This is a genomic window from Sphingobacterium faecale, from assembly GCF_016746095.1.
Classification (GTDB): domain Bacteria; phylum Bacteroidota; class Bacteroidia; order Sphingobacteriales; family Sphingobacteriaceae; genus Sphingobacterium; species Sphingobacterium faecale.
The window spans coordinates 150,652-163,101 of the sequence record NZ_JAERTY010000007.1 but is presented as its reverse complement, the minus strand read 5'-3'; the positions used below and the strand labels follow the sequence as shown (position 1 = coordinate 163,101).

13 protein-coding genes and 1 tRNA gene are annotated in these 12,450 nt (G+C 39.0%); 6 read left to right on the top strand and 8 right to left on the bottom strand.

Annotation, left to right across the window (positions count from 1 at the left end):
- The first annotated feature begins 13 nt into the window (after positions 1–13).
- Positions 14–343 carry a bacillithiol system redox-active protein YtxJ gene (gene ytxJ, locus JKG61_RS13025; protein ID WP_202103418.1) on the top strand — a complete coding sequence of 110 codons (330 nt, stop codon included), beginning with the start codon at positions 14–16 and terminating at the stop codon, positions 341–343.
- Here the strand turns inward: ytxJ and JKG61_RS13020 are convergent.
- A complete protein-coding gene (locus JKG61_RS13020; RefSeq protein WP_202103417.1) occupies positions 333–2,822 on the bottom strand; it encodes a family 20 glycosylhydrolase in 2,490 nt (829 codons plus the stop codon). The two genes, ytxJ and JKG61_RS13020, sit on opposite strands and share 11 nt — an antisense overlap.
- 110 nt (positions 2,823–2,932) lie before the next feature.
- Here JKG61_RS13020 and JKG61_RS13015 point away from each other — a divergent pair.
- The 3 genes from JKG61_RS13015 (at position 2,933) to JKG61_RS13005 (ending at position 4,868) form a co-directional block, all read left to right on the top strand.
- Positions 2,933–3,004 (top strand) — tRNA-Glu (locus JKG61_RS13015).
- A gap of 552 nt (positions 3,005–3,556) precedes the next feature.
- A complete protein-coding gene (locus JKG61_RS13010) occupies positions 3,557–4,192 on the top strand; it encodes a hypothetical protein (protein ID WP_202103416.1) in 636 nt (211 codons plus the stop codon).
- Positions 4,193–4,349: 157 nt separating this feature from the next.
- The gene (locus JKG61_RS13005; RefSeq protein WP_202103415.1) at positions 4,350–4,868 is read left to right on the top strand and encodes a hypothetical protein; all 519 of its coding nucleotides are present in this window, start codon (positions 4,350–4,352) and stop codon (positions 4,866–4,868) included.
- A gap of 232 nt (positions 4,869–5,100) precedes the next feature.
- On the opposite strand, the gene JKG61_RS13000 is transcribed toward JKG61_RS13005, so the two are convergent.
- A complete protein-coding gene (locus tag JKG61_RS13000) occupies positions 5,101–5,892 on the bottom strand; it encodes a M90 family metallopeptidase (protein ID WP_202103414.1) in 792 nt (263 codons plus the stop codon).
- Between the two features lie 48 nt (positions 5,893–5,940).
- On the opposite strand from JKG61_RS13000, the gene JKG61_RS12995 reads away from it, so the two are divergent.
- The gene (locus JKG61_RS12995; protein WP_202103413.1) at positions 5,941–6,453 is read left to right on the top strand and encodes a CD225/dispanin family protein; all 513 of its coding nucleotides are present in this window, start codon (positions 5,941–5,943) and stop codon (positions 6,451–6,453) included.
- Positions 6,450–6,839, top strand: a complete 390-nt coding sequence (locus JKG61_RS23325) for a DUF2752 domain-containing protein (protein WP_202103412.1) — start codon at positions 6,450–6,452, stop codon at positions 6,837–6,839. Before JKG61_RS12995 ends, JKG61_RS23325 begins: the two co-directional genes overlap by 4 nt.
- A gap of 83 nt (positions 6,840–6,922) precedes the next feature.
- Here the strand turns inward: JKG61_RS23325 and groL are convergent, their stop codons facing one another.
- The 6 genes from groL to JKG61_RS12960 all read right to left on the bottom strand — a co-directional run bounded on the left by groL (position 6,923) and on the right by JKG61_RS12960 (position 12,435).
- Entirely contained in the window at positions 6,923–8,560 is a 1,638-nt protein-coding gene (groL, locus tag JKG61_RS12985; protein ID WP_202103411.1) for a chaperonin GroEL, read from the bottom strand.
- A gap of 102 nt (positions 8,561–8,662) precedes the next feature.
- Positions 8,663–8,938, bottom strand: a complete 276-nt coding sequence (locus tag JKG61_RS12980; protein ID WP_202103410.1) for a co-chaperone GroES — start codon at positions 8,936–8,938, stop codon at positions 8,663–8,665.
- A gap of 208 nt (positions 8,939–9,146) precedes the next feature.
- Positions 9,147–9,494: a preprotein translocase subunit SecG gene (gene secG, locus JKG61_RS12975; RefSeq protein WP_202103409.1), complete on the bottom strand. Its 348-nt coding sequence runs from the start codon at positions 9,492–9,494 to the stop codon at positions 9,147–9,149.
- A gap of 17 nt (positions 9,495–9,511) precedes the next feature.
- The gene (locus JKG61_RS12970; RefSeq protein WP_202103408.1) at positions 9,512–10,612 is read right to left on the bottom strand and encodes a hypothetical protein; all 1,101 of its coding nucleotides are present in this window, start codon (positions 10,610–10,612) and stop codon (positions 9,512–9,514) included.
- Positions 10,613–10,629: 17 nt separating this feature from the next.
- Positions 10,630–11,160 carry an LptE family protein gene (locus JKG61_RS12965; RefSeq protein WP_202103407.1) on the bottom strand — a complete coding sequence of 177 codons (531 nt, stop codon included), beginning with the start codon at positions 11,158–11,160 and terminating at the stop codon, positions 10,630–10,632.
- A gap of 6 nt (positions 11,161–11,166) precedes the next feature.
- Positions 11,167–12,435, bottom strand: coding sequence for a sigma 54-interacting transcriptional regulator (locus JKG61_RS12960; RefSeq protein ID WP_202103406.1), 1,269 nt, complete (start codon positions 12,433–12,435; stop codon positions 11,167–11,169).
- Between the last annotated feature and the right edge of the window lie 15 nt (positions 12,436–12,450).

The following is a 12,450-nucleotide window of genomic DNA, read 5'->3' as shown; positions in this document are numbered from 1 at the left end:
TAAAACTATTAGCATGATTTGGAAAGAAATTAATTCCATGGATTCAATACAGGATATATTTGCCTCTAACGCAATACACATTCTATTTAAGCATAGTACGCGTTGCCCTGTAAGTGCAATGGCTAAACGAAATCTAGAGCACGATAAAGTTCTTATACCAAAAGATACTATTATACACTATCTGGATCTAATCGCCTATCGGGAGATATCCAATACGATAGAACAACTTTGGGGAGTCAAACATGAATCCCCCCAACTAATCGTTGTTCAAGGTCATAACTGTCTTTATAATGCCTCACATTCCGATATAGACATGCAAGATATTATACCATTTATTTCTTAAAGTAAGACACCTGCCCCACACGTCCTTCGGTATCCACCACTGCAAAAGCAAGGGTTTGTCCCTTTTTGTAAGATACTGGTTTACCCTCTTCATAACGGGCACTTTTCAACGTAGGTAACGTTCCATCCGTTGTATAGTATATAGAAAAACCTGGGTATTCAACGTTAGCGAATAATACACCGCTATTCTCTTTTAAACCTACACCAGGAAGCCGGAATTTAACTACACCTTTAATCTTTGCTAATTCATCAATACCGACCTTATGTATAAAGCTCCTATAATCTTCTTCAATAAGCTTCAGGTTGAATTTTGATTCGTCTTCATACTTTCGCTTAGAAGACCAGGCCCGTTCGGCTAAGGCAAAAAAACGGGGAAAAACCAAATAATCCATTTGTTCTTCTGTAAGAACAGTCTCAGCCCACAATCCACCTTTTATACCCAAAAAATTAGCTTTTCCCTTCTCTGTTAGTCTAACACGATTATTAAATGCCTTTTTACCTAATTTCTCTCCACTATAATAAGTGTCTATATTAGCAAAAAAATCTTCGGGCAATAAAGAATACGAATGGAACAAATCAGCATAAGTTGCCCATTTTAAACCTGGTTCCATAAAGTTAGTATTCCACATCATATCGAAATACATATTAGAGGCACTGATGAGAACCGTCTGATATCCAGCATTTGCTAATCTATAGGCCAGATCTTCCTGCCCGCCACCGATTACATTATTCCAGACATCGACCTGGATATTAGATTTATTAGGAAGTGCTGGATTCACAACCATTCCTTGTCCTTTATTAACCATTCCGATTTCTTCCCAACCTGCCATATCTACTCCTTTTGCAGCACAGATCTCATTAACGCGCTGTATATAATAAGGCCATACCTCATGTGTAGACTTCATCCCCTCCTTCCTCATAAGCGCATCAATCTGGGGAGACTTGGTCCACACCCCATCAGGTACCTCATCGCCTCCAATAGAAATTTTCCTAAAGGGGACGCCGGCCTCCCTATACATCGCTACAAACTCGTCTATGACTTTTTCCAAGAAAGTATACGTAGAGGGTAACGCAGGATTGATAACATTATCTCCAAAATGCTGTACAGAATTATATTCTGAACGATCCTCCGGATCGTATAACAAATATTTCTCGGCTTCGACTTGCTGCCCCAAAGCCATAAAACGCTCATATCTAGCCTGCATAGCCTTAATTGCAGCCCTTGCGTGTCCTGGTGTTTCTATTTCTGGAACAACAATGATATTCCTATCATGTGCATATCTTAATATTTCTATAAAATCACCTTTACTTAAAAATTTAGTTGTGTCATGACTCCCTCCCGATCCATAGCCAGGCTGTAATGATTTTCCATCCTTAAATAAAGGAGATCGTACAGCCCCTACAGCAGTAAGCTCGGGAAGAGATGGAATCTCTATACGCCACCCTTCATCGTCGATAAAATGAAAATGGAAAACATTAAGTTTATACCACGCCATCAAATCCAAATATTTCAAAATAGTAGCTTTATCCTTAAAGTTCCGAGCAATATCCATCATGAAGCCCCTGTATGCATACCTTGGTTCATCTTCGACCTGGATATAGGGAATATGAAGAGCTTCACTTGAAAAATACATAGCAGGACTCAAAAGTGATATCAACGACTGTAATGCATATTGTGCACCTGCCTCAGAACTAACTTCAATATGTATCCCTTCTTTAGAAACCGACAGCTTATAACCCTCTTTATGCATGTCTTTAACTTTCTTAATAACGAATTGTGCTTCTTCCTCCTTAGAGGAGATCAAATCAATGCCTTTAATCGCAGGAACTCTATTAAGAAACTCAAAACCTATATGTAAATCCGGTGAAACAAAGCAATGCAATGTCGCTGGCACTTCGTAACTCCCTTTTCCGGTCTTTATCGACTTAGGGGTAGGAAAAATCATTGGGGTTGCTGTCCTCTTATTCAGTTTCTCATTCCGTGCATACAAAGCAGCATTAAAACTGTTCTCCTGCGTGGCAGAAAGAATTATAGGCATATACAACACGTTCTCTACAGCGTAGTATAACTTACTGTTATTTTTATCTTGAAAATAAAACCCATTAGGTACTGTAGAAATATTCGAGATAGCATATTTGGTCGTATATACAGTCCCCAGCGAGTCGTTGGGTTCTAAAATCTGACCTGAAAACTCAAGCCTAAAAAGGTTACCACGCTGATTAGAAAAAGTATATTTCTCCGTCTTTTTGTCAATAACAGGATACATAGCGTTAAACCATAGATCCCATCGATTCAAATCTAAATTTGTAGTTGATACATTTCTAATGACAAGAATCAAGTCCAAATTATCATCACCGTTATAATTTGGGCTAGCTCTCCAGCTTAATTGGACTTTTTCGGCCACATTAGTTTGTTGAGCAAACAGGGCCTTCCCCATAGAAATAACCATTAAAAAAGTTCCTAAAAACAACTTACCCATATTCAAGTTCTGATTGATATTTAAAAATACAAATTCAATTGCATTTAAAAAAAAATTAATTTTTGTTTTGTTTGATATTAATTCTATATTTGCACACCGAAACACACAAAGGCCCGTTCGTCTAGGGGTTAGGACGCAAGATTTTCATTCTTGAAACAGGGGTTCGATTCCCCTACGGGCTACAAAAGGTTGAAATATTAATATTTCAACCTTTTTTTTTCCTAAAATTAGAGGCCTAATCATCAAATCCTTTGCGATAAGGTACTCGAGACAGCAAGTCAAATGGAGCCCCGGAGAGGAAAGATCCATTGGCGGACTGAAAACGTTTGAATCGACCGAGGCAGACGCCATTATCAAGAAGCTTGCTATATCAAGATTGTTCCAAAGAAAGCAGGGCTTGAACAAAATAAAACTGCGTGTGACATAGAGAAATTCAAGGGTTATAAAACATTAATTAAGGCAATTGAGTTCGCACGGCATTATCTTCTATACTATACAAAACGATGACGATATCCGTGCCACCTATTTCTATAGACGCAAGACCCGACCAAATCCGTTCCTACCTCATACAACATGGCATAAGGGGGGGCGTATCGACCATTACACTCCCGCCTTTTACCCCGACATGGATTTTCACAAAGGAAAATTCGTTAACAGTATAAAAAACTTTAGTTATGGTAGCGTTATGGACATAAATATCGTATATACATTAATTCACATTATTTTTATAAACCATGAAGCACCTTTATTTATTATTGATCGTACTTGTCATTTCCGCATGTTCAAAGGAGAAAGGTTATGGCTCTTTTAATCTCAAAGATGGGCAAGAGGTAGAACTACTGGTCAGCCACCGCTATGGAGCAGTCGGGGATATTCCTTTACTATTGCCACAGAATGAATCTCCACAACTACCGCTTTCCGGATTTGACGATAGGGAAGCTGGCTATACGTATAGAGTGAAAGCGAAGGTAGTTGCTTACAAAGGGCCCCAAATGATGGACGGTGGCCCAATGAGCCATCTTAAGTTCATCAAAGTTATCAGCAAAGAGAAATATGAGGGCAATGAGCCTTTTGAGCTGTCCCTTGTCCGGTCGATTGTCCCTGGACCGAACTTTATATGGCTTTACAACGACGGTGACAGTTACCAATATTTGCTCGTCAACGAAGCCCAGATCAAACTCACCTACAAGGACGAACAGGTAGGAGAAAAGTTGGCTGAAATCTGGGAATACAATCAGGAAAATTTTAGATATGATAACAATCCGACCGTGTTGGAATCCAAATGGAAATCCATTCGTGCGACCGTTACCCATGACCTCGAAAATTTCGGAAAGGCATACTTCGTATCACATATCGAGCTTTCTGAATAAAAAACCGCTTATCTAACGATTTAGACTTTGCCGTTCGGCTTACTGTTTTTCTCAAACTGTTGAGTATGCAGTAAGCCCAGCGGGAGATCTCGATATATGGATAAAGTCGATCCCAAGTCACCTATTACCGGCATCAAAAAGACAACGTCCAAATAACATGAAAGGCTTATTTATAACACTGAAAATATTGATTTTATCAACATTAGTTTCAAATGCACAAATTAATTATTCTGGCCGATTCGAAACTGGTTATCAACATTATTTATTCAGGACCCTTACGGTTGACCCCAGCCCCAATTGGAAAGGATATAATCTTGATAAAAAGCAAAATGCCTTTAGCTTGACATCTGTTAACGGGCTGACATTTAATGATACAAAGTTATTTACAGGAATTGGTTTAGGATATCTGAATTTTGAGAGCATAAGCGGAGTTTCAATTTTTGGAGACTTTGAATATTTAACGTCAAAAAGCAGGATGACACCATTATTTCATTTGAAATTAGGCTATAACCATATCTGGAATCAATATGAAGGTGGTAAAGGGACGATGCTCACAGAGTTCGGGCTCGGGCTAAATTGCAAATTGAATGAAAAATTCGGAGTTCATATAAAGTCTGGAATACATATAGTACAGCAATCCTTTTTAATTCCGATTACTTTAGGATTTAGATATTAAACAACAAAATGACAGATAGAATTAAGTCATGTAACAGTCTACAGTGTCATGTGATGTGCTTAAGATTCAAGTAAGGTGTTTCAATTGACCCTTGGTGATTGGTTAACAGTTTGGTACTCTCCGAAAATCCGCCAGAACGCAAACAACAATAGGCATAGACAGCGATTTATTTTAAAATCTAACTCTAATAGCCTAAAAAGAACCTGCGAACTTCCCTTAAAGGCTAAAGCGGCTAATTCCGCGTCCTATTATAAATTTTATCGAGCAAATCGAATAGTTCGGGATAATCTTCCTTAAGTCGACTGGGCTTACTAAAAAAATACTCCGATAGTACTGCTAAAAACTCGGCCTCATTTGTTCCCGCATAAGTCCGAATATCAGAATCTCCTTCCCGTATTTCCCGTATAGTTCGATTCATTTCCTTCATCCATGGATCAATCAACTCCTTTGGTATCAGATACTCAGGTATCCCATCTACCTCTCCATCTGCCTTATCAATAAGATGTACAAATTCATGCACAGCAGTATTTCCCACACTATATTGTTCAAAACCGTCCCGCAAAGCAGGCAATGATAAAACCATTTTCCGATTCATTGCGCCCGAACCGACCATGCCTGCAACATTTTTATGAACAGCCTCCGTATCAAACCGTTCGTCGAAATAATCCGGATAAACGATTACCTCATCCAGATTTTCATAAGCCCATGTTTCAAAATGAAGTAGTGGTATTGTAGCACTAGCTGCTAACAATACACGGTCATCATCCTTCAGATTCGTTCCTTTTTCTGCTGATATCTTAACACGCTTCAGAAAGTACTGAACTCGCTCTCGAAATATATACTTTTCAGAATCAGATAATTTCCTATAGAACCCAACCCTATCGGATAATACCTTTTCAACAAAAGAAGAAGGAAGATTAACATACACGTGATCATTCTTACGCTTAAAACTCTTAAAGACATAAAAAACCAAAAGAAAACCTACACAAAAAATTACACCGGTAACAAGATAGGGATTATACATATTTCACATTTATGTTTATCTTAGTAAGATACTAAGATAAAGTAAGCTATGCCAACTAAAAGTTACCATTATTCGGACGGCCAGAACTCCTTTGGTCCAATTCCACTTGAAGAACTTCGAATGAAACAGATTGGCCCCAATACACTGATATGGTCCGAAGACTTAGTAACTTGGACAAAAGCTCAAGATGTGGCTGAGCTTGCAGATCTATTTACCAGTGCTAATAGCGCAAATCATCCGCCTATACCCCCAAAACAAATAACAGAATCGTCATTTCCCAATACAAACAATCCTTCCGCACCCTATTTAAGACCACCGAAAACATACTTAATAGAAAGTATAATCACGACGATAATATGTTGCTGGATATTTGGTATCCCCTCCATAGTGTATGCTTCTAGAGTAGAAAAAAAGTTTTATGCTGGCGATATAGCAGGTGCTGAAAGTGATTCTAAAAATGCTAAAAAATGGATTATAATTAACCTAGTTGCCTGTGCTGCCGTATGGTTACTGGGAATAGGTATATTTGGCTTAGGTCTGATTAGCGGAGCATTTCAATGAGGCTAAACAAGCGACAGAGCGTTCTTTTGCTTTACCCTCTGACCCTGGTAACGGTTGCTCTTTTATATAAATATTTTAATCCTTTGGAAAGCTTATTTTTTCCAAAATGCCCTGTTAAGGCTATAACCGGACTAGACTGTCCGGGATGCGGAGGACAACGTGCAGCGCACTCTCTACTCAATGGAGATGTTAGGCAAGCATTTCTGGAAAACCCATTGTTACCCCTGCTCATACCTTATTTAATTCTGGGATTTTACCTACAAATCATACCGCAACCGACAAATGGAGAACTGAAATTAAAGAAGGTATTGTACGGCCAAAGCGCTATTTTAATACTTGGAATCATTCTTTTTATTTTCACCATCCTACGAAACATAATATCATAAAACTGAGTGCTTCATTTCGAAGGAACAAAAAAATCCCTGACTAAAACAGCCCGGGATTTTTTTATATATGATAAGAACAATTATTACATCATTCCGCCCATGCCGCCGCCCATTGGCGGAACACCAGCACTAGCACCTGCCTCTTCTGGCTCATCTGCCAATACACACTCTGTTGTCAACAACATAGAAGCGATTGAAGCAGCATTTTCCAAAGCTACGCGAGATACTTTTGTAGGATCAATAACACCTGCACCGATTAAGTTCTCAAACTTATCCGTACGAGCATTATATCCAAAATCAACAGTTCCTTCTTTCACCTTCTGTACGATCACAGCGCCCTCAACACCAGCATTAAAACAAATTTGACGTAAAGGCTCTTCGATAGCTCTTTTGATGATATCGATACCGATTTGCTCGTCCTCATTATCACCTTTAAGACCTGCTAAGGCCTCGACTGCACGAATAAAGGCTACACCTCCACCAGCGACGATTCCTTCTTCAACAGCAGCACGAGTGGCATGCAATGCATCATCCACACGATCTTTCTTCTCCTTCATCTCCACTTCAGTAGTAGCGCCAACGTATAAAACAGCGACACCACCAGACAACTTAGCTAAACGCTCTTGCAATTTCTCGCGGTCATAGTCAGACGTAGTAGTTTCAATCTGCGAACGAATCTGTGCAACGCGAGCTTTAATGTCATCAGCATTACCTGAACCATTGATTACTGTAGTGTTATCCTTATCGATTACCACTTTTTCAGCTTGGCCTAAGTAAGATAATTCTGCATTTTCTAATTTATAACCTCTCTCTTCAGAGATGACAGTACCACCAGTCAAGATTGCGATATCTTCTAACATCGCTTTACGACGATCACCAAATCCTGGAGCTTTAACTGCAGCAACTTTCAAAGAACCACGAATCTTGTTTACTACCAAAGTAGCCAAAGCCTCGCCATCTAAATCTTCTGCAATAATCAACAACGGTTTACCTGTTTGAACTTGTTTCTCTAAAACTGGTAACAACTCCTTCATATTACTAATTTTCTTATCGTAAATTAGGATATAAGGGTTTTCTAATTCGGCTTCCATTTTATCCGAGTTAGTTACAAAGTAAGGAGATAAGTAACCGCGATCAAACTGCATACCTTCTACAGTTTTAACCTCAGTTTCAGTACCTTTAGCTTCTTCAACGGTAATAACGCCATCATTACCAACTTTTTCCATCGCTTCAGCGATCAAAGACCCGATAACCTCATCGTTGTTTGCTGATATAGAAGCAACTTGTTTGATTTTATTATTGTCAGCACCTACAGTTTGAGATTGCGATTTCAAATTAGTAACTACAGCCGCAACAGCTTTGTCGATACCTCTTTTCAAATCCATTGGATTAGCACCAGCAGCTACAGATTTGATTCCTGGAGCAACGATAGCCTGTGCCAAAACAGTAGCTGTTGTAGTACCATCACCAGCTTGGTCAGCTGTTTTAGAAGCTACTTCTTTGACCATCTGAGCACCCATATTTTCTAATGAGTCTTTAAGCTCGATTTCCTTAGCTACAGACACACCATCTTTAGTGATCGCTGGAGAACCGAATTTTTTCTCGATAATCACGTTACGCCCTTTTGGACCCAATGTAACTTTTACTGCATTTGCTAAGGTATCAACTCCTTTTTTAAGGGCTTCACGCGCCTCAACGTTATATTTAACTTGTTTTGCCATTTTGTTAGTATTAAGTAGTTAGTATTGAGTATTTAGACAATAGATATTCCAGAATACTTCTCTGATAACCCTTATTTTTGTTTTTTAATTTCGATATTCTAATTAAAGTACCGCGTAAATATCAGCCTCACGCATAATCAGATACTCTTTACCCTCATAAGTAATTTCAGTACCTGCATATTTACCATACAACACCTTGTCACCAACTTTAACAGTAAGTGGTTCCTCTGGTTTTCCAGTGCCAACCGCAACGATAGTACCCTGTGATGGTTTTTCTTTAGCCGTATCCGGGATGTAGATACCTGATGCTGTTTTCTCTTCTGCTGGAGCAGCTTCTACTACTACTCTGTCTCCAATAGGTTTAATACTTAATGCCATAATTATACTATTATACGTTTATTGTTTAATTTAACCTTTGTACTACATTATCACCAACTGTGCCAAATGAAATAGGCGCTAAAATATTGCCATTTTTTCACTTTGGTCAATAGAAATGACAGTCTTTCTTACAGAGCGATGTCAGTATGACAGTCGGGCAAAAAAAAAGCCTTACAAAGATTGTAAGGCTTTTTGTTTCTCTAATTCCCTATTTTCCTGAATCAGGTTTAACAGGAGTTTCTTGTTGACCCTGAGCCGGAGCATTCAAGTTCAAAGAAGGCGCTTGCGCTGGAGCTTCAATCTGATTAGAAAGGCCTCCTGAATTAGAACCAGAACCTGGGCCCAGAATATTGATAGCTAAACTAAATACCATAAGCGCTATTACTAGTGTCCATGTACCTTTTTCTAAAAAGTCGCCAGTACGTTGAACCCCCATTAAGTTACTCCCACCAGCAAATCCTGATGATAAACCTCCACCTTTTGGATTTTGGATAAGCACAAAAAATGCTAAAACCACACTTACCAAAATAATCAGGATAATGAATAATGTTGTCATTTCTTAGTTAATATTATTTATAAGTTTTTCTCTAATTCTTGAATTTGGGTCGCAAAATACGATTTTTTTTCTGGATATTTCAAAATTAATTTTTTGAACACTTCAATAGCCTTAAGATAGAGCGCTTGGTCAATGTAAATATTAGCCAAAGTCTCCGTCACAAGAGAATAGTTATCCTCGGCACTCTGTCTAGCCATATTTTCATTATGTAGATTCTGAGCAGAGGGAGCCTGTATAATAGGCTCTTCCTTGATGAATCGCTCAATCACCTCATCACTCTTCTTGGGCTCTACCGGTTTCGGAGGACTATTCTTTACAGCATCACTAAGTTTACTTTCCGGCTCCTGAAAATGAATAATATTTTCTTTGATCTGTTGATCAAGAATCGCTTCATCCAATTTCGACAAATCAAAATGTCCCTTCTCCGGCTTAGGCAGATGTGGCACCATAAAAGGCTGGTAAGTGTCCGCGTGTTCTAACCTTGTCTTATGCAACCACCATCTAAAACTATAAGGCATAAGATCGTCATTATACAAACTGACATCCTCAGGCTCTTCTTCAGGTGATAGATTCACAATATCCGAACAATCACCGTCCGTTTCTTTTTCCTTCTTTTCAAAGACAAAATAATCACCCAATACTGCACCGCCATGAACAAGCTTGTCCAATTCAACTTCTTCCTCTTGTGACTTTACATCAATTTCTATTTCACAACCATCCTCCTTCTTTTCTTCCTCTTTGACGTCCAGCGGGATTGTCAGTATCCCATCTTGTTCATTAAAGGAGTTAGTCTCAACCAGCGCCGAAACTTCTTCCTTATTTTCATAAATTTCGAAAGGGATGTATTCCTCAACTTCAGGAACAACTTCCTCTACTTCCACTACGGGTGCGTTCACAAAGTGCCAAAGCCAATTTGCATTAGTGGCGTAAAGAAGAGCCAACTCTCTATTAGGGGATTCCTCCTTAACAAGCTTTTTTCTACGTTCATATGCAAATATTAAAGGTTGAGAATAAGGGAACCGTACAATCAGCCCGAGCAAATCTTCTTCTGTCAATCTAGAAGGATCAACAATAGCCTGTCTATATAGTATATGTGCCGAATGGTTTAAATCTGTCATATCTAAAACGGTTAATACTACCAGTTAGCAAATGCTTTGTTATAAATATCTTCGGTCAGGGCTTTGATAATCTCTTGATTTAACTCCGCTTCAAATCGAGTAACATCCGAGCCTGCGAATTCTTTAAACTGAGAAAAACTCTCCTCAAAATTACTTTCACCGGTCTGATCGAGACGATTCGTATATTTTACTTTTACGGTAATAGTCAATCTACTGTTTTCAGCTCGTTCAAGCCCTCCGGCCGCAACAGACGCAGGTGTAATCGTATAGTTCGTTATCATACCCTCAAAAATAGCATCCCCATCCGCATTAACCTGACTCAAACTAGATTGTGTCCGAATTCGTTCTTTCAAACCTTCAGTAAAATTCTGGCTAAGTGTCGTATATACCATAGGTGCAATATTCTCAAAATATAAAACAGAATAAGTTTTCATATCTTTTGGAATAGAGCCTCCTGTAAAACCATATTTAACACGACAACCTTGGATAAATAAAAGCACAACTACCATTGCTCCAATAGCTCTAATCTGACCTGTTAATCCCCACATAAGTATCTAGTCTAAATTTAAGTCTTTAATTTTTCTATATAAGGTACGCTCCGAAATACCAAGCTCTTGAGCAGCCGATTTCCGTTTACCTTTATGCTTCTTCAAAGCCTTTTTAATCATATCAGACTCTTTGTCTACCAAAGAAAGCGATTCCTCAACCTCTTCCACATCCTGCGTATCATCAATCGAAACATAACTATTGCCCGAGGGGATGTTATTCGGATTATGTATAGTCAGTGCAGCAGTCTGTCCTGAATCTTCATTATACAACTGTGGTGTACTTGGCTTTATTTCTTGGTACAACTGATTTATATATTGAGCATTTTGATCGTAAGAAGCGGGATTAGCACCATTTTGCAACAGTTCTACCACCAGTTTTTTCAAATCGACCATATCCTTCTTCATATCAAAAAGGACTTTATATAGGATATCGCGTTCTGAAAAATCCTCTTTACTTTGCTCTTTCACAAAAACAGGCAAGCTACTAGAGTTTTTCTCGGCAGGCAAATAATTGCTGAGAATTCGCGCATCAACAATTCTTTCCTTTTCTAAAACAGCTATCTGTTCTGCAATATTCTTTAGTTGTCGTACATTACCTGGCCAGTTATAATTTGTCAACAATTCCTGAGCATCAGGTGTCAATTGTACGCCAGGCGACCGGTACTTATCAGTAAAATCAACAACAAACTTTCTAAACAAGAGAAATATATCTTCCTTCCGCTCCCTCAAAGATGGTATCCGCAAAGGAACAGTATTTAGTCTATAATACAAATCCTCGCGGAATTTCCCCTTTTTAACAGCCTCATATACATCGACATTCGTAGCAGCAACAACACGGACATTAGCTTTTTGGACCTTCGAAGACCCAACCCGGATATATTCTCCTGATTCCAAAACCCGCAGAAGACGAGCTTGTGTATTTAGAGGCAATTCCCCCACTTCATCTAAAAAAATAGTCCCTCCGTCAACCACTTCAAAGTAGCCCTTGCGTGCTTCATGCGCCCCAGTGAAGGAGCCTTTCTCATGCCCAAACAACTCCGAGTCAATTGTTCCCTCAGGGATAGCGCCACAATTGACCGCAATAAAAGGCCCGTGCTTACGCGAGCTCAACTGATGGATGATATGAGAGAAAACTTCCTTCCCCACACCACTCTCTCCTTGTATCAAAACAGATATATCTGTAGGTGCCACCTGCTTTGCCACATCGATTGCACGATTAAGCAAAGGAGAGTTCCCTATAATCCCAAATCTATTTTTTATATCTTGGACATCCATATATCTTAGTATTGA